The following is a 22565-nucleotide window of genomic DNA, read 5'->3' on the forward strand; positions in this document are numbered from 1 at the left end:
GGGGCTTGGCGCGCTCTTGTCAGGTGAAGGGGTCAGCGGGCGATGGTCTGTGTACGCCAGATCTTCTTCTGCAGCTGCAGGATCCCGTACACCAGCGCCTCGGCGGTCGGCGGGCAGCCCGGGACGTAGACGTCCACCGGCACCACGCGATCACAGCCGCGCACCACAGAATAGGAGTAGTGGTAATAGCCGCCACCATTGGCGCAGCTACCCATCGAGATGACCCACTTCGGGTCCGGCATCTGGTCGTAGACCTTGCGCAGCGCCGGGGCCATCTTGTTGACCAGGGTACCGGCCACGATCATCACGTCGGACTGACGCGGCGACGGGCGGAACACCACGCCGTAGCGGTCAAGGTCCAGGCGCGCGGCGCCGGCATGCATCATCTCGACCGCGCAGCAGGCCAGACCGAAGGTCATCGGCCACATCGAGCCGGTGCGCGCCCAGTTCAGCAGTGCATCGACGCTGGTGGTGACGAAGCCCTTTTCCAGCAGCGGGTTGTCGCCTTCCGGCCGCAGGATGTCATCAACCCGGCCTTCCGGCGTGGGGTTGTTCATGAGGCCATCGAGAGTCTGAATCACTCCCATTCCAGCGCTCCCTTCTTCCAGACGTAAATGAAACCGAGGAACAGCATGCCGACGAACAGGCCCATGGTGATGAGCGAACGGGCACCCAGCTCCATGAAGACCTGGGTCCACGGCACGATGAAGATGATTTCCAGGTCGAAGACGATGAACTGGATCGCGATCAGGTAGTAGCGCACGTCGAACTTCATGCGCGCGTCTTCGAAGGCCTCGAAGCCGCACTCGTACGGCGACAGCTTTTCCAGATCGGGGCGGCGGGGACCGAGGAATCGACCAACCAGCATCAGCGTAATGCCGATACCGGTGGCAACGATCAGAAACAGCAGAGACGGCAAATATTCGGCCAGCACAGCGATTCTCTCTTGCCTCTGCCGCCGCGCCTGCAGGCGCTTTGGCATGGGGGAGTGGACGGGAATCTGCCTGGCGCCTTGCGCGCCAGACGAACCCGCTTTACTTACAAATGGTGCCCAAGAGGGGACTCGAACCCCTACGACTTGCGTCGCTACCACCTCAAGGTAGTGCGTCTACCAATTCCGCCACCTGGGCAAACGATCACATCAGACTATCTTCCCGATGCGCCGCGTATTGTAACCGGCTTCAGTCTTTCTGGGAGCCTTCCGAAGGCTTTTCTTCACCAGAAACCGAAGATTCCGCCTGAGCCGGCACATTCGCGGCCGGAACCGGGGCGGCCGGGACCGCATCGGCCTTCGGAACGGCCGGCAGTTCGCCCGCCGGAGCCGCCGGAGCGACTGCCGCCGGTGCGGACATCAGGCCCAGATCCTGGTCGGCCGCCGGGCGGCTGCCATGACCGGCATACCAGGCCATGAAGAGGCTGATGCCGAAGAACACGACAGCCAGCCACTTGGTCGACTTGGACAGGAAGTTCGAGGCGCCGCGCGCACCGAACACCGTACCCGAGGCACCGGCACCAAAGCCCGAACCCGCCGCCGCACCCGAGCCACGCTGCATCAGGATCAGCGCGATCATGGCCACAGCGACCAGCACGTAGACGACATTGAGGATCAACATCAGCATTGGAAACCGCCCTCGGACAAAACTTCTAGGATTAGTTCGCGGCCGCCGCCCGTGCGATGGCCAGGAAGTCCGCGGCCACCAGGGAGGCGCCGCCGACCAGCCCACCATCGACATCCGGCTGCGCGAACAGTTCCCCGGCATTGTCGGGCTTCACGCTACCGCCGTAAACAATGGGCAGTGAATCAGCGATTCTAGCATCGATACGCGCGACTTCGCCACGGATGAACGCGTGCACCTGCTGCGCCTGCTCCTTGGTAGCGGTACGGCCGGTACCGATGGCCCAGACCGGCTCGTAGGCGACCACGGCCTTGGCGAAACCGGCCGCGCCGACCAGCTCCAGCACCGGCGCCAGCTGGCCGGCGATGACCGCTTCGGTCTGCCCGGCCTCGCGCTGCTCCAGGGTCTCGCCCACGCACAGCACCGGCACCAGGCCGGCGTGCTGGGCGGCGGCGAACTTGCGCGCGACCAGCTCGCTGCTTTCGTGGTGGTACTGGCGGCGCTCGGAATGGCCGACCAGGCCATAGCGGGCGCCGACCTCGACCAGCATGGCCGCGCAGACCTCGCCGGTGTAGGCGCCCTTCTCGTTGCTGCTCACGTCCTGCGCGCCAAAGGCCAGGCCGGTCTCGCCGAAGTCCTCGACCAGCTCCCCGAGGTAGGGCAGCGGCGGCAGGATCACCACGTCCACCCCCTCCAGCGGCAGCCCGGCGGCGACCTGCCCCAGCAGTTCATTGGCGAATTGACGGCTGCCATGCAGCTTCCAGTTTCCGGCGACGATCTTGCGGCGCATGAGCGGGTGGCTCCCGTGTGAAGTCAGCCGGTCATGATACCCGTTACGGCAAAAATCCGTTTCCGTGTAAGCGGTTACATGGATTTTCAGCGAACGGCGCAGCCCCTCGTGGCGGGGCGGGGTTGGTTGGTCGCAGAGAGCCCGGCTGGGTTTTGGGGGACTGGCCGGGCGGGTGAGGATGGCGGGGGACGCCGTAAACCCGTCCCTGGGGGCTTGGCCGCGGCATCCATGCCGCGGACACCCCCGCCATCCCCACCCGCCCGACCTCTGACACATTCCGGCGGTTCCGCCCGCCACGGAAAGAAATAAGAAGATCAAAAGCAAAAGCGGCATTGCGGGTAGCTGCCGGGGTCAGATCCCTTTTCCTGCGGAAAAGGGATCTGACCCCTACCCCGCACCCATGGCGTGGATCTACCGTGTCGACCAAGGTCGACACCTACCGGAAATCGCGATTTACCCACCGTCACCGGGAAACTGTCGAAGGCGGGGAGGTGTCGGATGGCGGGGTGTCCGCGGCATGGATGCCGCGGCCAAGCCCCCAGGACGGGTTCACGGCGTCCCCGCCATCCGACACCTCCCCGCCTCCCCACGGAACATCCCAGAGCCGCTTTGGCTTTGGCTTTGGCTTTGGCCTCTGCGGGTGCAGGGCGCAGCCCTGTGACTCGTCCTGCCATAGGTTGACACCGATGGGTGGATGGTCCGGCCGCCGTCAGGCGGCCAAAGACGCCCGATGCATCGCATCGGGCGTCTGCATTTTAAGGGACAGGTGGGGGCGCTCAGCGTTGTAGATGTCTACGGCCTCAGCCACCATCTGGCGGGCTTGCCCCAGGTCCCGTGGGCGATGAAGCAGGAACTCGCACTTGAGGATCCCGTTGACTCGCTCTGCCAGAGCGTTCTGATAGCAGTCGTAGCCGTCGGTCATCGAGCAGGTCAGGCCGTGCCGCGCATGGATCTTCTGGTAGTAATCCGAGCAGTACTGGATTCCACGATCAGAGTGATGGATCAGCTTCTGCGATGTCTTTCTCCCTTTCAGCGCCATCTCCAGCGCCTGAGCTACCTGCTCTGTCTGTAGCGTTTCATGCACGCTCCAGCCCACGATCTTGCGCGACCAGGCATCGGTGACCAGGCTCAGATACACGAACTTCCCCTGCGTCGGCAGATAGGTGATGTCCGCCACCCACACCTGCTCGCTACCGGTTGGTATTACGCATCCTTGGCCAGGTTTGAGCAGATTCGGATGCCTGCGAAAGCGATGATGGCTGTCGGTAGTCTTGTGATAAGCCCGACGTTTCGGTACCAGCAGGCGCGCTTCCCGAAGTACGTCAAACAACCGGTCACGTCCCATGGTGATTCCCGCCGCCTGCAGCTTCGGTCCGATCAAATGGTGCAACTTGCGCGTCCCGATCCGTGGCTGCCGCACGCGGCAATCGCTCACCAGCGCCAGTGCTTTGGTCTCGCTGGCGCGTCGTCGTTGATGCCGGCACCCCGCTTGATAGAACGCCTGTCGACTGATGCCGAAATGGCGGCAAGCCCTTGCCACGCTTACGCCTTTGAGGCGCCCTTGCGTGAGGACTTGCCTGAAGGCTTTTTTACGATGCGCACCCCGTAATCCTCTTTGAGGACATCCACGATGGCTTCGAAAAGCTGTGCTTTCTCGTTGGCCTCCCGCAACTGGACCTGCAGGGCCTTGATCTGTTGTTCCGGCGTCAGCGGCGTGGCCGGTCCACTTTTGGGAGAAGTCGTCATGGGGGCAGATGATGCACCACCTGACCAATCTTGCCGACCATGGCGGCGAAGCCACTTCAGAACCGTGCTGCTACCTTGGATACCGTATCGCTCCTGAGCCTTCTTATAGGTCAGTTCTCCACGCTCGACCTGATCGACCACGGACAACTTGATGGCCAGCGAGTAATCCCGCTGACTGCGCCTGATTGTTGATTTCATTGAACATTCCTTTTCCAGAGGGAAAAGGTGTCAACCCAATTCAGGACGGGTCACTGCAAAGAAAAAGGCCGCCTTTCGGCGGCCTCACTTCTCATTACTTCAGCTTGATCTCGCGCAGGCGTTCCTCGAGGAAGCCGTGGGCGGTGATCGCCTCCGGGTACCGGCTCGGGTTCTCCGGGGTGATGCAGGACGGCAGCACGTCGATCAGATAGTCCGGGTTCGGGTGCAGGAAGAACGGCACCGAGTAGCGCGGCTGGCGGGCCAGCTCGCCCGGGGGGTTGACCACGCGGTGGATGGTCGACGGATACACGTGGTTGGTCAGGCGCTGCAGCATGTCGCCGATGTTGACCACGATGGTGTCCGCGTCCGAGGTGAACGGCACCCACTCGCCCTCGTGCGACTGCACTTCCAGGCCCGCGGCGCTGGCGCCGACCAGCAGGGTGATGAAGTTGATGTCGCCATGCGCGCCGGCGCGCACGTTCGGGATGTCGTCGGTGGTGATCGGCGGGTAGTGGATCGGGCGCAGGATCGAGTTGCCGAAGTTGGTCTTGTCGGCGAAGAAGTCTTCCGGCAGGCCGATGTGCAGGGCCAGCGCCGACAGTACGCGCGAACCCAGGTTGTCCAGCGCCTGGTACAGGCCGTAACCGCGCTCGCGGAAGCCCTCGACCTCGGTCGGCCACAGGTTCGGCGCCATCACGTCGCGGTACTTGGAGTCGTCGGCGATCTCGCGACCGATGTGCCAGAACTCCTTCAGGTCGAAATGCTTGGAGCCCTTGGCGGTCTCCACGCCGAACGGGGTGTAGCCGCGGGCGCCGCCGCTGCCGGCCACGTGGTACTTGCGCTTGACCTCCTCCGGCAGGGCGAAGAAGGCCTTGAAGGCATCGTAGGCCGCGTCGATGTCGGCCTGCGGGATGCCGTGGTTGCGGATGCCCGCGAATCCCCATTGGCGGTAGGCGGCGCCCAGCTCGGCCACGAAGGCCTCGCGGTCGCTGTCGAAACGGGTGATGTCGAGGGTGGGGATCTGGCTCACAGCGGTTCCTGGCTTGTCGTTGGGTCTGGAAGGGCCAGCGCATTCATGGCCCACCTGAACATTGTGACAGATCGCCCGGGGGACGCCACTCGATACGAAGAAACAAACCGATACAATGCGCAACCCGCGCGCGGATTAACGATTCCGTCACAACCGGGACTCCCGCCCCTGTTCCACCTGCCGCCTCCGTCCTTCATGCGCCCTGCTGCTCCTTCTGCCAACACCTCCCTGCCCTCCGGCCCGGCACGTCACTGGCGCCGATTGGCCTGGTGGTCGCTGTTCGTGGCCGGCAACGCGCTGCTGGCGATGGCGATCACGCTCGGCAACGTACCGCTGGCCGACAACCCCGGTGGCGCAATCGGCCTGGTTTACCTGTCCGTCGCTCTGCCGGGGCATCTGCTCGCCTTCGGCGCCCTCGCAGGCCTGCTGCCGCTGCTGCTGGGCCTGTGGCCGCGCAGCGCGCGCACGCTGAGCATCAGCGCCGTGCTGCTGCAGGGCCTGTGGCTGTGCCTGCTGCTGGTTGATGCGAAGGTTTTCACTCTGTATCGGTTCCACCTCAATGCCATGGTAGTGAACATGGTGTTCGGCGGCGCGCTGCAGGACCAGGTCGCGTTGTCCTGGAAAACCTGGCTGCAGGCCGGACTGCTGGTCGCCGCCATCTTCGCCGCCGAAGGCCTGCTGGCCTGGGCATGCTGGAAGCTGTTGCCCGCCCTGCCCCGCCGCCGCCGGGTCCTGCAGGCCTGGGCGGTGGTCGCTCTGCTGATGGGGGGGGGCCAGGTCGCCACCGCCTACTACGATGCCCGCGGCGACCGCGACGTCATCGCGCAGTGGAACTACCTGCCCTGGGCGCAGCCGATCACCGCCAAGAGCTTCATGCGCAAACTGGGCGTTGTCAGCGAACAGCAGGCTGGCCTGCCTGACCCGCGCCATGCGCAGCTGCTGTATCCGCTGCAGCCCCTGCGCTGCCAGAACCCGCATCGGCCGAATGTGCTGATGGTGGTGCTGGAGTCGCTGCGCCAGGACGCCATGACGCCGCAGCTGATGCCCAATACGACGGCACTGGCACAGGCTTCGCGCGTGTACGACCAGCATTTCAGCACCGGCAATGCCACCCGCTACGGCCTGTTCGGCCTGCTCTACGGCCTGCCCGGCGGCTACTGGCAGAGCATGCTGGACGAACAGCGCGGCTCGCAGCTGTTCCAGGTGCTGGGCCAGCAGGGCTACGACCTGCACCTGTACGGCAGCGCGCCGCTGTACAGCCCGGAGTTCGACCGCACCGCCTTCGCCGACGTACGCGACCAGCTGCACCAGGGCCCCTCCGCCCTGACGCCCGACAAGCGTGACGCAGCCATCGTCACCGCGCTGCAGAACGACATCCGCACCAGCCAGGCCGCGCAGCACCCGTGGTTCGGCTTCGTGTTCCTCGACTCCACCCACGCCGGCTACCACCTGCCCGCCAGCTACCCGCCGGTGGCCACGCCGATGGCCAAGGAGATCGACTTCCTGTCCTTTGGCCCGGACCACGACCCGACGCCGGAGCTCAACCGCTACCGCACCGCCGTGCACTACGCCGACAGCCTGGTCGGCTCGCTGCTGGACGACCTTCGCGCACAAGGCCTGGCCGAGAACACCATCGTGCTGGTCACCGGTGACCATGCCGAAGAGTTCAACGACCTCAAGCTGAACTACTGGGGTCACAACGGCAACTTCTCCGACTACCAGCTGCAGGTGCCGTTCGTGCTGCACTGGCCAGGCCAGCCCAGCGGCCATGAGATGCGCACCAGTTCGCATGAGGACTGGGTGCCGACGTTGATGCGCCACGCACTGGGCTGCGAGAACGCCCTGAGCGACTTCAGTACTGGCCAGGACCTGCTGGCCGCGCCCACCACCAGCGAACGTGCGCTGGTGGTGGAGAGCTGGTCGCAGCGCGCGGTACGCCATGGCGATGCCATCTACGTGTTCGACAAGTTCGGCAACGCCACCGCGCTCGACCGGCACTACCGTCCGCTGTCGCAGCAGGCACCGGACGCCGCCGCCATCCGCTCCGCATGGGAAGCGCTGACCCGCTTCCGCAACCGCTGAACTTCAAGGACCGATCCTGCATGAACCGTCCGCTGCGCATCCTGCATACCGAAGCCGCCAAGGGAATGGGCGGGCAGGAGATCTATATCTTCCGGCACATGCAGGTGATGCGCGCGCGTGGCCATGAAGTGTCGTTGCTGTGCCAGCCCGATGCGCGCCTGGCCACACTGGCACGCGACGACGGTTTCACCGTGCATACGCTGCGCATGGGAGGCCTGGCGCGCCTGCTGCGCGGCGTGTGGTCGGTATCGCGACTGGTGCGTCGCGAACGCTATGACGTGGTCAACACCACCAGCCGCCGCGATGCGCTGATCGCCGCCGCCGGTGCACGCCTGGGCGGCACGCCGCTGGTGGTGCGCTCACGCCACCTGATGAGCCCGGTCAATTCGCTGCTGACCTATACCGGGCTTCCGCACCGGGTGTTGACCGTCAGCAGCTTCGTCAAGCAGCTGCTGGCCGACCGTGGCATTCCGGCCGAGCGCATCGGCATCGTGCCGCCTATCGCGGTTCCGCCGCGCTGGAGCGAGATCCGCAAGGCCGATCCCTGGCAGTGCCTGCAGGACGCGCGCGCGCAGGTGCGTGCCGAGCTCGGTTTCGGCGAACAGGACATCGTGGTCGGCTGCGTGGCGGTACTGCGCGAGCCCAAGGGCCATGCCGACCTGCTGCAGGCGATGATCCCGCTGTGCAAGGCCAACCCGGACCTGCACCTGGTGATCGTCGGTGATGGCCAGGCCGTGACGGAACGACTGCAGGCGATGTGCACCGAGCACGGCCTGCAGCGCCAGGTGCACCTGCTCGGCTACCGCGATGGAGCCTGCCGGCTGATGGCCGGCTTCGACATCTTCGCGCTGGCCTCGCACAAGGAAGCGGCCGGCACCGTGTTCCTGGAAGCGGCTTATGTGGGCGTACCGATCGTAGCCACGCGGGTGGGTGGCGTGCCGGAGATGGTGGTCGATGGCAGCAATGCGATCCTCACCCGTTTGGGAGACAATGCCGCCCTGACAGGTGCCTTGCGCCTGCTGGTGGACGACCCGGAACGGCGGCGGCAGATGGGCCGCGCTGGCTGGGACTGGATGCACGGCGCGCACCGCTTCACGCCGGACGGCCACGGTGAAGCCACCGAACACTACTACCACCAGTGGCTGAAGGAGCTGGGACATGGCTGATGCGCGAACCGTTCCGGTGCTGATGCACCACCATGTCAGCCCCTCGCCGGGCATGATCACCGTGTCGCCGGAAAACTTCGAAAGCCAGATCGCGTGGCTGGCAGGCAATGGCTGGACCTCACTGACGCTGGAGCAGTACGCCGGCTTCCTGGCCGGCAAGCCGGTGCCGCGCAAGTCGATCGTCATCACCTTCGACGATGGCTACCTGGACAACTGGGTGTATGCCCATCCGATCCTGCAGAAGTACGGCATGCATGCCGTGGTGTTCGTGGTCACCGGCTGGATGGGCGAAGGCCCGGAACGTCCGCATGCCGGCATTGCCGGAGCGACGCTGCCGTCGACGCCGGACCATCGCGGCTGCGAAGCGGCGATCTACGAGCAGGACCGCAGTGACGATGTGATGATGCGCTGGAGCGAAGCACGTGCGGCCATCGCCGCCGGCACCTTCGAAGTGCATTGCCACACCCATACCCACACCCGCTGGCTGCGCCGTGACGATCTGGACCGTGCGCAGCGCCGCGCGGGCCTGAGCCGGGATCTGGCGATCTCGCGCGAAGTCCTGCAGGACAAGCTTGGCGACGTGTCCGATACCTTGTGCTGGCCGTACGGTGATTTCGACCAGGATCACATCGAAGTGGCGCGCGAGCAGGGCTTCCGCTACCTGCACACCACCCACCCGTTCGGCCGCAACGTGATCGGTGGCGACCCGGAACGCATCTATCGTTTCGCGATCCGCAACCGCCCGGCCAACTGGCTGCGCAAGCGCATCCGCCTGAGTTACAACCCGCTGATCGCGCCGCTGTTCAATGGGTTCAAGGCACGCCAGAAGAAGATGGTGCCGGGGCCCTGAACACGCCATCCCCCCTGGCCGCCGCAAAAGAAAACGCCCCGGAATTCCGGGGCGTTTTCTTTGTACGGATGTGCAGTCGCCTCAGCTGGCGGCTTCACGCACCGCAGCGGACAAGCGGTCCAGCGTCTGCTGCATCAGCGTGGCGTCATCGGCTTCCACGGTGACCCGAACCACCGGCTCGGTACCGGACGGCCGCAGGAACGCGCGGCCACGGCCGGCTACGGCCTGCTGCGCCACAGCCAGCGCGGACTGCACGCTTTCAGACTGCACCGTGGCCTTGGCCGAGACATTGCCCAGACGCACGTTGACGGTCTTCTGCGGCACCCGCACCAGGCCCTTCAGCGCCTGGCGCAGGGTCTGCCCACTGTTGCGCAGCGCGACCAGCACCTGCAGAGCGCTGACGATGCCATCACCGGTGGTGGCCCGGTCCAGGCACAGCAGATGGCCCGACGCTTCCCCACCGAGTACACCGCCGCCTTCGACCAATGCCTGGTGCACGTAGCGGTCACCAACGTTGCTGCGCACGAACGGGATCTGCAGATCGGCGAAAGCTTTCTCCACGCCGTAGTTGCTCATCAGCGTGCCGACCACCGGGCCGCGCAGGCGGCCTTCGTCCTTCCAGGCGCGGGCCAGGATGTACAGCAGGTCGTCACCGTCGACCGGGTTGCCCTGGTCGTCGGCCATCAGCACACGGTCGCCATCACCATCGAACGCGATGCCGAGATCGGCACGGGTCTCGCGGACTTTGGCCGCCAGGTTGTCGATATGGGTGGAACCCACACCGGCGTTGATGTTGACGCCGTTGGGCTCGGCACCGATGCCGATCACCTCGGCCCCCAGTTCGCGGAACAGCAGCGGTGCGATCTGGTAGGTGGCGCCGTGTGCGCAATCCAGCACCAGGCGCACGCCACGCAGGTCGAACGCGCGCGGCACGCTGGCCTTGCAGAACTCGATGTAGCGGCCGACCGCTTCACGCGCACGCGATGCCTTGCCCAGCTTCTCCGATTCGGCGGTGGTGAACGGAACGTCCAGCGCCGCTTCCAGGGCAAGTTCGGTGGCATCGTCGAGCTTCTCGCCCTGGGCCGAGAAGAACTTGATGCCGTTGTCGTAATGCGGGTTGTGCGAGGCGCTGATGACGATGCCGGCGTCCACGCCCAGCGTGCGGGTCAGGAACGCCACCGCCGGGGTCGGCATCGGCCCCAGCAGCTGTACGTCGGCGCCGGCGGCGACCAGGCCGGCTTCCAGTGCCGCTTCGAACATGTAACCGGAAATGCGGGTGTCCTTGCCGATCACCACGATCGGCCGGCGCCCGTCCTGGCCGCGCTGGGCGACCAGGACACGGCCCAGGGCATTGCCCAGGCGCAGCACGAAGTCGGCCGAGATCACGCCCTGGCCGACCCGCCCACGGATGCCATCAGTACCGAAGTACTTGCGGCCTCCCATCAAGCCACCTCCGGCGCCGGCTGACGGCCCAGCATTGCCAGCAGATCGGACAGGCGGTCGCGCATTTCGCGGCGGTCGCAGATCTGGTCGATGGCACCGTGCTCCAGCAGGAACTCCGAGCGCTGGAAGCCTTCCGGCAGCTTCTCGCGCACGGTCTGCTCGATCACGCGCGGGCCGGCGAAGCCGATCAGCGCCTGCGGTTCGGCGATGTTGATGTCGCCCAGCATCGCGAACGAGGCCGACACACCACCGGTGGTCGGGTGGGTCAGCACCGAGATGTACGGCAGGCCCGCTTCACGCAGCTTGCCCAGCGCGGCCGAGGTCTTGGCCATCTGCATCAGCGAGAACAGGCCTTCCTGCATGCGCGCGCCGCCACTCTGCGAGAAGCACACGTACGGGGCGCCGATCTCGACCGCGGTTTCGGCGGCCAGCGCGAAACGCTCACCCACCACCGAGCCCATCGAGCCACCCATGAAGGCGAAGTCGAACGACGAGGCCACCAGCGCACGGCCCTTGAGCAGGCCGCGCATGGCGATCAGCGCGTCGTACTCGCCGGTGTTCTTCTGCGCGATCTTGATGCGCTCGCTGTACTTCTTCTGGTCCTTGAACTTGAGCAGGTCGGTCGGGCCCAGGCGCGCACCGATCTCGGTGGTGCTGTCGGCGTCGAACAGGGCGGCCAAGCGCGCACGAGCGCGGATCGCCATGTGGTGGCCGCACTTCGGGCAGACCTCCAGGTTCTCTTCCAGTTCCGGACGGTACAACGCGCTGCCGCAGTTGCTGCACTTTTCCCACAGGCCCTCGGGGACACTGCGCTTCTTGCTGGGGGTGTTGTCGGTGCGGATGCCGGACGGCATCAACTTGCTGAGCCAACTCATGCGGGAGGACACTTCCGTTCAGGGCGGCCCAAGGGCCGCAAAGGCGGACAGTCTAGCTCCGCTTTCCCCGCCCGTGCACCCCCTTGCTGGCCCCGGGGCCACCGGAAAAAACCATGCTGGGACGTACGTTTAGGTGCTGGGTCATGCCGGCCGCTAGCCGGCAGCCCCTGCCTGCAGACCCATGGGTAGTGCCGGCCGCTGGCCGGCAGCACTTGCATGTGGCCGTCAGGCAGATGCCGGCCGGCGGCCGGCAGTCCTGTTACGCGTCCAGCGCCTGCCGCAGCGGGGCGAGGAAGGCCCGGGCGCGCTGCACCGCGTCTTCCGCCGAGCCCGCTTCTGCCAGCGCCGCCACCAGCGCGCTTCCGACCACCACGCCGTCGGCCTGGCGGGCCATCGCCGCAGCACTGTCGGCATCCTTGATGCCGAAGCCGGCCACCACCGGCACCGAAGCGCGCGCGCGCAGGGCCTGCAGGCGGGCACTGGCGGCATCGCTGTCCAGGCGCTCGGACGCGCCGGTGACACCGGCAAAGCTGACGTAGTAGAGGTAGCCACGGGCCAGCGCCAGCAGCTTGTCGGCGCGCGCTTCGCTGGTAGTCGGCGACGCCAGCAGGACCAGTGCCAGGCCCGCTGCATCGAAGGCCTGCTGCGCTTCGCCGGCTTCTTCCGGCGGCAGGTCGACCAGCAGCACGCCGTCCACACCCGCCTCCACGGCTGCCGTTGCGAAGGCCGCGTAGCCATGGATCTCCACCGGATTCAGGTAGCCCATCAGCACCACCGGCGTCTGAGCGTCACGCTCGCGGAACTGCGCAACGGCCTGCAGCACGTAGCGGCTGCCAGCACCACGCGCCAGCGCGCGCTCGGAGCTGCGCTGGATGGTCGGGCCATCGGCCATCGGGTCGGAAAACGGCACGCCCAGTTCGATCACGTCGGCGCCGGCCTCGACCAGTGCGTGCATGACCGGCACGGTCGCCTCCAGCGAGGGATCACCGGCGGTGACGAAGGGAATCAGCGCCTTGCGCTGCTGTTCGCGCAGACGCAGGAAACAGGCATCGAGTCGGGATACGGGCATTTCAGGCACATCCTTCAATCAGTTCAATCGCATCGCTGGTTCCCCAGTACATCCGGGTGACCTTCCCTTCAAACAGTTCCAGGCGGATACCCAGGTCCGAACCCGGGTCCTGCCAGGTGAGGTACTCGCCCTGGTCACCGTCGTAGGCATGCGGGCTGGATACCGGCGGCTTCGGGAACTGCGCCATGGCCTGGGCACGGGTCATGCCGATGCGCAGGCCGAATGGACCGGGCTGTTCAACCGGCAGTTCCGGGTCGTCGCCCGGCTTCAGATCAAAACGGACCACGCGGTCGTCGTCGGTCATCATCGACACGCCCGGCGGCAACCCCCTGCCGTCGTAGTACTCGCAGTCGCCTTCGAAGAACTCTTTCGCGCCCTGTGCCTTCCAGGGCCCCAGTGACTTCAGGTCCCCCATGTGCTGGCCGACCAGCACTTCGCCGGCATGGTCCAGTGCCACCGAGGCGACGGCGGGGGCGTTGTCGCCGTTGCTCTCTTCCGCAGACGGCGGATCGACGATCGGCGTACGCGCCATCGGGTCGAGGTCATCGTTGGCGGCCGGCTGCTGTGCGGACTGCGCGGTGGCTTTGGCGGCCGGCGCAAGCACTGGCGGTTCCGGCGGCTGGCACGCGGCCAGGCCCAGCACCAGCAGAAGCACCCCGCTGTTCCGCAGCAGCGCGCTCACAGCACCAGCCCTTCGCGCGCGGCGATGGTATGCACGTCCTTGTCGCCACGGCCGGACAGATTGCAGAGGACGATCTGGTCACGCGGACGACCGCGCGCCAGCTTGATCGCCTGTGCCAGCGCATGGCTGGATTCCAGCGCCGGCAGGATGCCCTCGGTGTGCGCCAGCAGGTGGAAGGCCTGCAGCGCTTCCTCATCGGTGATGCCGAGGTAGCGCGCGCGGCCGGTATCGGCCAGGAACGCGTGCTCCGGCCCGACACCCGGATAGTCCAGGCCGGCTGATACCGAGTGGGTCTCGATGATCTGGCCGTCGTCGTCGCACAGCACATAGGTGCGGTTGCCGTGCAACACGCCGGGGCGACCCGCCGCGATGGAGGCGGCATGGCGACCGGTGCTGATGCCATCACCGGCAGCTTCGGCGCCGACGATCTCGACCTGGCGATCGTTGAGGAAGGCATGGAACAGGCCGATGGCATTGCTGCCGCCGCCGACGCAGGCGGTGATCGCATCCGGCAGGCGGCCGTACTCGGCCAGCATCTGCTCGCGTGCTTCGCGGCCGACGATGGCGTTGAAATCGCGCACCATGCGCGGGTACGGATCCGGACCAGCCACGGTGCCGATGATGTAGAAGGTGTCCTGCACGTTGGTCACCCAATCGCGCATCGCTTCGTTGAGCGCGTCCTTCAGGGTGGCCGAGCCGGAGGTGACCGGCACCACCGTCGCACCGAGCAGCTTCATTCGGTAGACGTTGATCTTCTGCCGCTCGATGTCGGTGGCGCCCATGTACACCACGCATTCCAGGCCCAAGCGCGCGGCAACGGTGGCACTGGCCACGCCATGCTGCCCGGCACCGGTCTCGGCGATGATGCGCTTCTTGCCCATCCGCGCGGCCAGCAGCGCCTGGCCGATGGTGTTGTTGATCTTGTGCGCACCGGTGTGGTTCAGGTCCTCGCGCTTGAGCAGGATCTGCGCACCGCCGACATGATCGCTCAGGCGCTGGGCGTGATAGATCGGGCTCGGCCGGCCCACGTAATGGGCCAGGTCGCGGTCGTAAGCGGCCTGGAATGCCGGGTCCTGGCGGGCCTGGTCATAGGCCTGGGCCAGTTCCTGCAGCGGGCCGACCAGGGTTTCGGCAACGAAGCTGCCACCGTAGCGGCCGAAGTGGCCCTGGGCATCCGGGAAGGCGTGGTAGTCGGCAATGGGGGAGGCAGACATGGAAGCGACCGCTGGTTAGAGACAGATGGATACTCTAGCGCACGGGTCGTGACCGGAAAATGGATATTATCTGGCGCGTATCGTCAGGAAATCTCACATGAGTCGTTCCCTGCTGCCTCCCCTCAATGCGCTGCGTGCGTTCGAGGCCACCGCCCGTCTGGGCGGGGTTGGGCGCGCCGCGCAGGACCTGCATGTCACCCACGGCGCGGTCAGCCGGCAACTGAAGCTGCTGGAGGATCATCTCGGCCTGGCATTGTTCCAGCGTGCCGGCCGCGGGCTGCGTCTGACCGCTGCGGGCACGCGACTGCAGGCCGCGTGCAGCGAGGCGTTCAGCGGCATCGAAGACTGCGTGCGCGAGCTGCGCCGGCCGACGGCGGCCCCAGCACTGGTGCTGGGCTGCAGCGGCAGCGTACTGGCGCGCTGGATGATCCCGCGCCTGCCCGTGCTGCAGGCCGCCCTGCCCGGCGTGCGCCTGCAGTGGTCGGCGCTGGATGGCAGTTTCACCGAAGCACAGGCGGCGCTGGATGCCGTGCTGCTGCTGGCGCAGGGGCCGTGGCCACGGGGCTGGCAGGTGCGTGAGCTGGCGCCGGAACGGGTCGGCGTGGTGGTGGCACCCTCGCATCCGGCCGCGCAGCGCCTGCGGCAGGTACCGCCCTCGGCGCTGCTGCAGGAAACGCTGCTGCACACCAGCTCACGGCCGCAGGCGTGGCCGGCGTGGGCGCAGGCGCACGATCTGGACACCGCGAAGCTGCAGCTGGGCACCGCTTTCGAACATCTGTACTACCTGCTGGAAGCAGCCGTGGCCGGGCTGGGCCCGGCGATCGCACCGGAGCCACTGGTGGCCGAAGATCTGGCAACAGGCAGGCTGGTCGCACCGTGGGGGTTTACCGCCACCGGCGGCTTCTGGGTGCTGGCGCGGCCAGATGGCCCGGCCGATGCACGGGTGGACGCCCTGGCCGACTGGGCAGCAGCGCAACTGCAATGAGACGAGGCCCCGAGCGGCGTTCACCGCCCGGAGCCGGCAACACAGGCCTCAGCGACCGCCCATCGCGACCCGCTGCTGCTCCTCATGCACCTGCTGCTGGTGCGAAGGATCTGCCAGCAGCTTGGCACTGGTTTGCTCCAGCGATGGCGGCGCCTGGGCCAGGTCCACCGCGGTGCGGAAGCCCGGCGTCGTGCCCATCACGAACGCCTTGCCATCCTGCACCGTGATGCTCTGCAGCTTGTCGGCCGCGTCGATTCCGTTCTGCTTTGCATGCAGGGTGATATTGGCGGCAGCCTCTTCGGAAAACACGCTGGGAAGCTTGCTGCGGACGGCGTTGTGCAGTGCGTGGTCCGGATGCGATGCATCGTTCAGCGACGGCCCCTTCGGTACAGCCGCTGCAGGTTCATGGCCCTGCGCACGGCCCGCCGCCAGCGCGGCAGCGGTCTGGCGACCGACAATCCCATCGGCCACCAGCCCCTGCTGTTTCTGCAGCGCGATCACCGCTTCGCGGGTGTGATCACCAAAACGACCATCCTCTGACAACCGATGGCCCTGCGCATCACGCACACCGAGCTGGTTGAGAGTCTGCTGCAACGCCTGCACGTCGGCGCCACGCTGCCCCTGCTTCATCACCTCGCTGGCGGCCGCGTGTGATGCAGCCGGCTGCACGGTGGCGGTTGGCCGGGACAGCGCAGGTTCGCCATTGCCGTGCAGCGGCGCGCGCACCTGGAATTCCGGCTTCGGTGTCAGCGCACCAACGATGCGGGTGCTTCCGCCATCCCAGTACCCGCCCGGCCGGATGGTGACTTCGGCCGGCCCGGTGCTTCCCTGTGAACCGATGAACTGGATGTTTCCCTGCGCGTCGTAGCCTTTGAAAATTCCGACATGCTGGCCCTGCGACGAGGAGAACATCAGGATGTCGCCCTGCTTCAGCGATCCGTTCGGTTTGCGTGCTTCGGCAGCCGAGGTCACATCGAAATGCTCGCGTGCGTAAGCCGTGGTGTTCGCACCATTGAACAGCGTCGACGTAGTGAACCCCGCAGCGTTCTCGCCCCGCACGTCGTAACCCGCGTTCTTCAGGCCGCGCCATACGAACGCCGAGCAATCCACGCCGAAGCGTCCGTCACCATCGAGGTCACGCTCCAGCCGGCTGCTGTCGCGACCCGGGCGCGGATGGTCCGGGCGCCCGTATTCGTACTGGCGGCCTGAGGCCATGAAATGCTGATAGGCCTCGTTGTAGAGCGCGGCACTGCCGACTGCAGCCGCGGCCTGGCCCGCAGCGGGCGCCGCCGCCAAAGGCGTCTGTACCTGCGGTTGGGTCTGGGTCTGCACGGGCGCAGCCGCCGCTGTGCGCGTAGGAGGCTGCTGCGTGGCAACCTCACCCGGCTGCCAGCCCTCGAAACGGCGGATGCCGTCGGCCAGCACTTCACGCTCTCGCACGCTCATCTGGCCGACGGTCTTCGAGCGCAGGTCGACACCCTGGCGATCGCCTTCGGCATAGATGGTGGCCGCCTGCTCCTTGTGGTGGGTGGTGCCGCTGTAATCCTTGGTGGAGTAGCTCGGCAGCATTTCCTCCACGGTCTTGTCGCCGAACCGGCGTTCGAGCAGCTGGATCTTCGCTACCCGGCCGGCTTCATAGCTTTCGAAAACCGCGTTGCCCCATTGGTCGAGATCGACCACGCCCTTGTAGCGCCCCTGCGCCGATTCCAGCGCCTGCTCGCGGGTACGCGGATTGGTCACCGTCTTGTCCGCGCTGCCGGCAAATTCAAACTTGAGATTGCCAGGATTGTTGTTGCGCCACGAGACGCTGCCGCCTGATCGTTCGACGACACTGCCATCGTCCATTTCCAGCGTGCGTGTGGTACCTACGCTGCTGACCAGCCGGGTGATTTTTGGATCCGACATGAGCTGTTCCTTTGCCAGTGGTTGATTGGACCGCTCCCCTGGCGGTGATTACATTCCGTTGGAAAACACGTCGAGCACGTCCGCACTGACCCAGCCCTGTGCGCAGTTCCCGGCGTAACGTCCCGGCGCCGCCGCATGGCAGGCCTCGCCCCCCGTGGTCGCCAGGCCAGTGATCGGCCTGTCGCCATAGGTGTCACACAACGTGTTGCCCTTGCACTTGCCGACCGTCGCAGCGGGAACCGCAACGACGTAATAGAACAGCGGATTCTGTCCGGTGCGCCCGATGCCCTGCACGCAGACCAGTTGCCCCTTCGACAGCTTCGCGGTCACGCTGGCCTTGCTGCCGGTGGATGGCACCGCACTCAACGTCTCCACGCCCTTGGCATCGGCTACGCCCGCGAAGAAGCCATGGTCGCCACAGTCCGGCGACAGTTCGACATCGTAGAAATCACCGCTGTCCACATCGCCCGCCGTGCAGCCGCTGCCCGTACTGGCGTTGCTGCATTTCACGCCACTGGCCTGGATCAGCGCAGTCAGGCCGTCGGCTGCCGGTGCTGCCGCCGGAACCGTGGCCGGTGCTGTGGCAGGTGCATCTGCCGGTGCGGCAGCGGCCGGTGCCGATGCGGTCGGGGCGGATGAGTCACCGGCCGCACACGCGCCCAAGGCAAGCAGCAGGCCGGGCACGAGCGTCAGGCGGGCCAGGCGGATACGGCGGGAAGAGAGATGGGGCATATCCATTGCGTCCTCGTTCGAAAGGTAGGGCGTATCTCAAGGGTGCGGCCAGCGACACGCACACGGCATCGCACCCAGCCAAGACAGGCTAGGCGCATTGTGTCCGATCAGATGTTCGGGGGGTGTCGACTTTTTGGCGCTGGAACCTGAATTGCCCGAAAGCGTGATATTCATCGCATTCAGGATTCGCCCGCCTTCACGGCACGGCGGAAGGCACCGTCGACGATGACATTCCGGGTGACCCCTCAGGTGACGCGGATCACTCCAGAACGGTGCAATCCGCGCGACGCACTTCTTCGACGAAGGTGCGCATTTTGTAGCCGTCCTTGATGCCCGGCTCCAGCTCGATGCCGCTGGAGACGTCCACGCCCCACGGCAGCGTCGCCAGCACGGCATCGTAGACGTTCTCAGGGTTCAGGCCACCGGCCAGCAGGAACGGCCGGTGCAACCCGGTCGGAACGCGGCCCCAGTCGAACGCCACGCCGGTGCCGCCACCGCCACCCGGGGCGTGGCTGTCGAACAGGAAGCCGGCAGCGCTGGGGTAGCGCAGCTGCAGGGTGCGGGCGTTGACCTCTTCACGGCCGCCCATGGCGATCGCCTTCAGGTACGGCATGTTGAAGCTGCGGCAGAAGCTTTCGTCTTCCTCACCATGGAACTGCAGCAGGGTCGGACGTACCGTACGCAGCACCTCGCGCACTTCCTCCTTGCTGTTGTTGCGGAACAGCGCCACCACGTCGACCATCGGCGCGATCGCCTGGCGCATCGCGCGGGCCTCGGCCGGTGCAACCCGGCGGCTGCTCTCGCGGGCAAAGATGAAACCCACTGCGTCCACGCCCAGCTCACCGGCCAGGCGGACGTCGCCGGCACGGGTCATTCCACAGAACTTGATGCGCGTACGGTAGTAGGAACGGCTCATAGCGTGACCTCGGCGGGCAGATGCCAGTTGTCGGGGTACAGGGGCCCAAGGAACACCAGGCCCTGCGGCGGTGCGGTGGGACCAGCTACGGTGCGGTCGCGCCCGGCCAGCAGTTCGGCGATCCATTCCACCGGTTTTTCGCCGCTGCCCACCAGGATCAACGATCCGACGATATTGCGGACCATGTGATGAAGGAATGCATTGCCCTGCACGGCCACTTCAATCACTTCGCCCTGGCGGCTGACCTGCAGTGATTGCAGCTCACGCCGCGCATGCAGCGCCTGGCACTGCACGGAGCGGAACGCGCTGAAGTCATTTTCGCCGATCAGGGCCTGGCCGGCGGCGTGCATCAGCGTCTCGTCCAGCGCCCGGCGCTCCCAGCTGAGGGTCTGCCGCTCCAGCGCCGGCCGTACCTCGCGGTTGAGCAGCCGATAGCGATAGCGGCGCGCACGCGCGGAGAAGCGGGCGTGGAAATCATCGGCCACCGGCACGCACCAGCGCACCGCGATCGAGCGCGGCAGGCGGGTGGTGGTGCCGAGCATCCAGGCGCGCGGATCGCGCACCACGTCGGTATCGAAATGCACGACCTGGCACTGGCCATGCACGCCGGCATCGGTGCGGCCGGCGCAGACCACCTGCAGCGGCGCATCAGCCACCGATGACAGGGCCTGCTCGAGGCTGGCCTGCACGCTGGGACCACCCTCGCCCAGGTTCTGCCAGCCCCTGAAATCGCTGCCGTCGTACTCGACGCCAAGCGCATAACGCATGTGCTACCTCGATGTTGCGGATGGGGCGGCGCTCAGGCCGGATCGCGTTCGGACCAGACCGCCAGTTCGTTGCCACCGGGCTCGACGAACTGGAAGCGGCTGCCACCGGGGAAGGAAAACACCGCGCGCACGATCTCGCCGCCGGCGTCGCGCACGGCGGCCTCGACCGGTGCCAGTGCGTCGGCATACAGCACCAGCAGCGGTGCACCGCTGTCGCTGGCCCGCTGCGGCTGGCCACGGAAGAAGCCGCCCTGCAGGCGGCCATCGTCGAACGCCGTATAGTCGCTGCCGTAGTCGACGAACGACCAGCCGAACACCTTCTCGAAGAAGGCACGGCTGGCAGCCGGGTCGCTGGACGCGAATTCAACGTAGTCGATGCGGCGTTCGCGGCTCATGGCAAGGTCCTTGTCGGCAGGTTCGGTCACGGCAGGCGCGCCAGCAGTTCACGGGCCTGGGCCTGGCTGTGCAGGTCACCGCCTTCGGCGACTTCCAGCAACAGGGTGCGCGCCGTCTGCGCGTCGCCCAGATCGAGGTAGGCAATGGCCAGTTCCAGGCGCTCCTGGCCGGCACGTGGCGACCAGCCGGCGTCGCCGGCAGGCGCGGCTGCGCTCGACGCGATGTCGTCGGAATGAGAGGCCTCGATGCTGCCATGGTCGATGCCGTCGATGGCTTCGGGATGAGCGGCATCCGCCGGCGCCTCGTTGTCATGCGCGTCGGCCGGCAGATCGAACACGCCGCGGAACTGCGGCTGCTGTTCGGCATGCAGTGCGTAATCCGGCACCGCCACGTCGGCCGGCGCCTGCGGTACAACGCGTTCGTCCTGCAGCGGCACGGCGACGACAACCTCGTCGGCGGTGGTTGCGGAATCGTCCCAGCGCGGCAGATCGGTCACCGCTTCGGGCAAGGCCACCGCGTCCTCGTCGCGCAGCGTGTCGGCCTGCCATTCGGCCCGTACCGCGCGCTCGGCGACAGGTTCGGCGACCACTACGTCGTGCACTTCGGTTTCGGTCGCCCAGTCGGGCATCGCCGGTTCCTGGCGGCCGTTGCCGGCAACAGCCGATGACCACGAGGACTGCTCGGCCAGCGTATCCAGCGCCGCACCCGCCGGCACCGCTGCGGCCAGGCCGGCGGCATCGTCTTCCTCACGCAACGGCGGCAGCGGCGACGGCTTGCGACGACGCAGCAGCCAGGCGGCGCCCGCCGCCAGCAGCAGCACCGGCAGCCCCAGCCAGTACCACGGCGTTGCCGCATCGCGGGCATCCGGTGCCTGCGCCAGGCGCTGCTGCGCGGCGGCCAGATCGTTGTCCTTCATCGCGATCAGCGACTGCTGCTGTTCCTTGAGCTTTTCCAGGTCGGCCACGCGCTGCTTCAGCTCGCCGATCTCGGCATCGCGGGTGGCGATGTCCTCACGCGCCTGGCGCAGTTGTTCGTTGCCCAGCATGTCACCCTCGCTGCCGGCAGCGGTGCCGGTGGTTGTGCCCGCGTGCGCGGCGTCGGACGCCAGCGCCGGAGCGATCTCAAGTCGTGCCCCATTGGCCGCGGCCGGGGAAGAAGCGTTCGTGGCTGCCGCCTTGGCAACCGGTGCGGCCATGCCCACCGGTTGCGGCACGGTACGCGCCTGCCGCCATTGCGTGGCATGCTCGCGCACGAGCGTCGCCGCTTCGGCAGCGTCGACCGCAGCAAGCGCATCACTGCCGGGCATGCGCAGCACCGCACCCTGCTTGAGCAGGTTGACGTTGCCGCGGATGAAGGCTTCGGGATTGGCACGCAGCAGGGCGATCATCGCGCGGTCGCGACTGACCTGGTTGCCACGTGCCACCGCACTGGCGATCTCCGACAGGGTCTGCCCGCGCTGCACGATGATGCTGCCATCGGCCGCCGGTGCAGCAACTGGCGCGGAGGCCGCACGCGGGCGTGCCGGTGCTGGCGCCACCGCTGGTGGCGGCGTCGTGGGCGTCTCTGCTGCTGGCACCGAAGCCGGTGCTGGTTCACGCACGATGGTATTGGAGAGCGTACCGGCCGGCGCGACGATTTCCGGCTCGGCCACGGCCAACGCACTGGGCGGCGCATCGACCAGTGCCGAGTACTCACGCACCAGGCGGCCCTGGCCCCAGTCGGCTTCGATCAGGAAGCTGAGCGACGGCGTCTCCACCGGCGCCTGCGAGGTGACGCGCACCACCGCCCTGCCCTGCGTGTCGCGGGTCAGTTCGAACTGCAGTTCACTGACCAGTCCGGTTGGCCGCTGCAGGCCGACACGTTCGAAGGTGACCGGTGAGGCCAGCGCCACGCGCAGGTTTTCCAGTTCGGACGGGTCCGCCGAGACCACCGGGATTTCGGCCAGCAGGGGCTGGCCCGGCTTGGACAGGACCCGGATGTCGCCCAACCCCAGGGCAAGCGCCGAACTGCTGGCCAGGGCGAGCAGTGCGGCGGACAGATAGGTGAGCGGGCGCTTTGCGCCCTTGGCCCGTTTATTCATGGGCGACACTATAAAGCGTGCGG

General features: G+C 66.8%; 21 protein-coding genes and 1 tRNA gene. 4 read left to right on the forward strand and 18 right to left on the reverse strand.

Annotated elements, in window-relative coordinates; translation table 11 throughout:
* Nucleotides 1–32 precede the first annotated feature (32 nt).
* The 7 genes from MG068_RS14680 to MG068_RS14710 form a co-directional block, all read right to left on the reverse strand.
* Nucleotides 33–587, reverse strand: coding sequence for a NuoB/complex I 20 kDa subunit family protein (locus tag MG068_RS14680; RefSeq protein ID WP_005410463.1), 555 nt, complete (start codon nt 585–587; stop codon nt 33–35).
* On the reverse strand, nt 578–934 hold the full coding sequence (locus MG068_RS14685; protein ID WP_008265012.1) for an NADH-quinone oxidoreductase subunit A: 357 nt from the start codon (nt 932–934) through the stop codon (nt 578–580). Before MG068_RS14685 ends, MG068_RS14680 begins: the two co-directional genes overlap by 10 nt.
* 111 nt (nt 935–1045) lie before the next feature.
* Nucleotides 1046–1130, reverse strand: a tRNA-Leu gene (locus tag MG068_RS14690).
* A 51-nt stretch (nt 1131–1181) separates the two neighbouring features.
* The gene (secG, locus tag MG068_RS14695; RefSeq protein WP_010486424.1) at nt 1182–1619 is read right to left on the reverse strand and encodes a preprotein translocase subunit SecG; all 438 of its coding nucleotides are present in this window, start codon (nt 1617–1619) and stop codon (nt 1182–1184) included.
* A 31-nt stretch (nt 1620–1650) separates the two neighbouring features.
* Entirely contained in the window at nt 1651–2406 is a 756-nt protein-coding gene (gene tpiA / locus MG068_RS14700; protein WP_032128643.1) for a triose-phosphate isomerase, read from the reverse strand.
* Between the two features lie 709 nt (nt 2407–3115).
* Nucleotides 3116–4350, reverse strand: a protein-coding gene (locus MG068_RS14705) for an IS3 family transposase (protein WP_240792079.1) whose coding sequence is annotated in 2 segments (ribosomal slippage) — nt 3116–3999 and nt 3999–4350 — 1236 coding nt in all. Because the reading frame shifts where the segments join, the coding sequence is not laid out codon by codon here.
* A gap of 94 nt (nt 4351–4444) precedes the next feature.
* Nucleotides 4445–5380, reverse strand: a complete 936-nt coding sequence (locus MG068_RS14710; protein WP_032128257.1) for an isopenicillin N synthase family dioxygenase — start codon at nt 5378–5380, stop codon at nt 4445–4447.
* 195 nt (nt 5381–5575) lie between these two features.
* On the opposite strand from MG068_RS14710, the gene MG068_RS14715 reads away from it, so the two are divergent.
* The 3 genes from MG068_RS14715 to MG068_RS14725 are packed head-to-tail and all read left to right on the forward strand — an operon-like array spanning nt 5576 to nt 9478.
* Entirely contained in the window at nt 5576–7462 is a 1887-nt protein-coding gene (locus MG068_RS14715) for a DUF3413 domain-containing protein (RefSeq protein WP_132810541.1), read from the forward strand.
* A 20-nt stretch (nt 7463–7482) separates the two neighbouring features.
* The gene (locus MG068_RS14720; protein WP_049398726.1) at nt 7483–8628 is read left to right on the forward strand and encodes a glycosyltransferase family 4 protein; all 1146 of its coding nucleotides are present in this window, start codon (nt 7483–7485) and stop codon (nt 8626–8628) included.
* Entirely contained in the window at nt 8621–9478 is an 858-nt protein-coding gene (locus MG068_RS14725) for a polysaccharide deacetylase family protein (protein ID WP_071229135.1), read from the forward strand. Before MG068_RS14720 ends, MG068_RS14725 begins: the two co-directional genes overlap by 8 nt.
* Nucleotides 9479–9559: 81 nt before the next feature.
* Here MG068_RS14725 and glmM read toward each other — a convergent pair whose 3' ends face one another.
* The 5 genes from glmM to trpB form a co-directional block, all read right to left on the reverse strand.
* Nucleotides 9560–10921: a phosphoglucosamine mutase gene (glmM, locus tag MG068_RS14730; protein ID WP_032128253.1), complete on the reverse strand. Its 1362-nt coding sequence runs from the start codon at nt 10919–10921 to the stop codon at nt 9560–9562.
* Nucleotides 10921–11796, reverse strand: a complete 876-nt coding sequence (accD, locus tag MG068_RS14735) for an acetyl-CoA carboxylase, carboxyltransferase subunit beta (RefSeq protein WP_005410473.1) — start codon at nt 11794–11796, stop codon at nt 10921–10923. Before accD ends, glmM begins: the two co-directional genes overlap by 1 nt.
* Before the next feature lie 259 nt (nt 11797–12055).
* The gene (gene trpA, locus MG068_RS14740; protein ID WP_132810542.1) at nt 12056–12865 is read right to left on the reverse strand and encodes a tryptophan synthase subunit alpha; all 810 of its coding nucleotides are present in this window, start codon (nt 12863–12865) and stop codon (nt 12056–12058) included.
* A gap of 1 nt (nt 12866) precedes the next feature.
* Nucleotides 12867–13547 (reverse strand): hypothetical protein, encoded by a 681-nt coding sequence (locus MG068_RS14745; protein WP_049423832.1) that lies wholly within the window; start codon nt 13545–13547, stop codon nt 12867–12869.
* On the reverse strand, nt 13544–14761 hold the full coding sequence (gene trpB, locus MG068_RS14750; protein ID WP_132810543.1) for a tryptophan synthase subunit beta: 1218 nt from the start codon (nt 14759–14761) through the stop codon (nt 13544–13546). The genes MG068_RS14745 and trpB overlap by 4 nt, the downstream gene beginning before the upstream one ends.
* A 97-nt stretch (nt 14762–14858) precedes the next feature.
* Here trpB and MG068_RS14755 point away from each other — a divergent pair, with 97 nt between their 5' ends.
* Nucleotides 14859–15746 (forward strand): LysR family transcriptional regulator, encoded by an 888-nt coding sequence (locus tag MG068_RS14755; protein WP_132810544.1) that lies wholly within the window; start codon nt 14859–14861, stop codon nt 15744–15746.
* Nucleotides 15747–15794: 48 nt separating this feature from the next.
* On the opposite strand, the gene MG068_RS14760 is transcribed toward MG068_RS14755, so the two are convergent.
* From MG068_RS14760 to MG068_RS14785, 6 genes are all read right to left on the reverse strand, one after another.
* Nucleotides 15795–17651: a C40 family peptidase gene (locus MG068_RS14760; RefSeq protein WP_132810545.1), complete on the reverse strand. Its 1857-nt coding sequence runs from the start codon at nt 17649–17651 to the stop codon at nt 15795–15797.
* Nucleotides 17652–17699: 48 nt separating this feature from the next.
* Nucleotides 17700–18389 carry a hypothetical protein gene (locus MG068_RS14765; RefSeq protein WP_132810546.1) on the reverse strand — a complete coding sequence of 230 codons (690 nt, stop codon included), beginning with the start codon at nt 18387–18389 and terminating at the stop codon, nt 17700–17702.
* Nucleotides 18390–18642: 253 nt separating this feature from the next.
* Entirely contained in the window at nt 18643–19299 is a 657-nt protein-coding gene (locus MG068_RS14770) for a phosphoribosylanthranilate isomerase (RefSeq protein WP_019660598.1), read from the reverse strand.
* Nucleotides 19296–20066, reverse strand: a complete 771-nt coding sequence (gene truA, locus MG068_RS14775; protein ID WP_132810547.1) for a tRNA pseudouridine(38-40) synthase TruA — start codon at nt 20064–20066, stop codon at nt 19296–19298. The genes MG068_RS14770 and truA overlap by 4 nt, the downstream gene beginning before the upstream one ends.
* A 32-nt stretch (nt 20067–20098) precedes the next feature.
* Nucleotides 20099–20461 carry a VOC family protein gene (locus MG068_RS14780; protein WP_032128247.1) on the reverse strand — a complete coding sequence of 121 codons (363 nt, stop codon included), beginning with the start codon at nt 20459–20461 and terminating at the stop codon, nt 20099–20101.
* Between the two features lie 26 nt (nt 20462–20487).
* Nucleotides 20488–22542 carry a FimV/HubP family polar landmark protein gene (locus MG068_RS14785; RefSeq protein ID WP_132810548.1) on the reverse strand — a complete coding sequence of 685 codons (2055 nt, stop codon included), beginning with the start codon at nt 22540–22542 and terminating at the stop codon, nt 20488–20490.
* Nucleotides 22543–22565: the final 23 nt, after the last annotated feature.

It is taken from the genome of Stenotrophomonas sp. ASS1 (assembly GCF_004346925.1).
In the GTDB taxonomy this organism is placed as follows: Bacteria; Pseudomonadota; Gammaproteobacteria; order Xanthomonadales; family Xanthomonadaceae; genus Stenotrophomonas; species Stenotrophomonas maltophilia_A.

What these genes read in the sequence shown, in the direction of transcription:
- secG (WP_010486424.1), bottom strand. Translation starts at nt 1,619, where the DNA reads ATGCTGATGTTGATCCTCAATGTCGTCTACGTGCTGGTCGCTGTGGCC.
- trpB (WP_132810543.1), bottom strand. Translation starts at nt 14,761, where the DNA reads ATGTCTGCCTCCCCCATTGCCGACTACCACGCCTTCCCGGATGCCCAG.
- tpiA (WP_032128643.1), bottom strand. Translation starts at nt 2,406, where the DNA reads ATGCGCCGCAAGATCGTCGCCGGAAACTGGAAGCTGCATGGCAGCCGT.
- glmM (WP_032128253.1), bottom strand. Translation starts at nt 10,921, where the DNA reads ATGGGAGGCCGCAAGTACTTCGGTACTGATGGCATCCGTGGGCGGGTC.
- accD (WP_005410473.1), bottom strand. Translation starts at nt 11,796, where the DNA reads ATGAGTTGGCTCAGCAAGTTGATGCCGTCCGGCATCCGCACCGACAAC.
- MG068_RS14770 (WP_019660598.1), bottom strand. Translation starts at nt 19,299, where the DNA reads ATGAGCCGTTCCTACTACCGTACGCGCATCAAGTTCTGTGGAATGACC.
- MG068_RS14755 (WP_132810544.1), top strand. Translation starts at nt 14,859, where the DNA reads ATGAGTCGTTCCCTGCTGCCTCCCCTCAATGCGCTGCGTGCGTTCGAG.
- MG068_RS14725 (WP_071229135.1), top strand. Translation starts at nt 8,621, where the DNA reads ATGGCTGATGCGCGAACCGTTCCGGTGCTGATGCACCACCATGTCAGC.
- truA (WP_132810547.1), bottom strand. Translation starts at nt 20,066, where the DNA reads ATGCGTTATGCGCTTGGCGTCGAGTACGACGGCAGCGATTTCAGGGGC.
- MG068_RS14680 (WP_005410463.1), bottom strand. Translation starts at nt 587, where the DNA reads ATGGGAGTGATTCAGACTCTCGATGGCCTCATGAACAACCCCACGCCG.
- MG068_RS14760 (WP_132810545.1), bottom strand. Translation starts at nt 17,651, where the DNA reads ATGTCGGATCCAAAAATCACCCGGCTGGTCAGCAGCGTAGGTACCACA.
- MG068_RS14765 (WP_132810546.1), bottom strand. Translation starts at nt 18,389, where the DNA reads ATGGATATGCCCCATCTCTCTTCCCGCCGTATCCGCCTGGCCCGCCTG.
- MG068_RS14720 (WP_049398726.1), top strand. Translation starts at nt 7,483, where the DNA reads ATGAACCGTCCGCTGCGCATCCTGCATACCGAAGCCGCCAAGGGAATG.
- trpA (WP_132810542.1), bottom strand. Translation starts at nt 12,865, where the DNA reads ATGCCCGTATCCCGACTCGATGCCTGTTTCCTGCGTCTGCGCGAACAG.
- MG068_RS14715 (WP_132810541.1), top strand. Translation starts at nt 5,576, where the DNA reads ATGCGCCCTGCTGCTCCTTCTGCCAACACCTCCCTGCCCTCCGGCCCG.
- MG068_RS14785 (WP_132810548.1), bottom strand. Translation starts at nt 22,542, where the DNA reads ATGAATAAACGGGCCAAGGGCGCAAAGCGCCCGCTCACCTATCTGTCC.
- MG068_RS14780 (WP_032128247.1), bottom strand. Translation starts at nt 20,461, where the DNA reads ATGAGCCGCGAACGCCGCATCGACTACGTTGAATTCGCGTCCAGCGAC.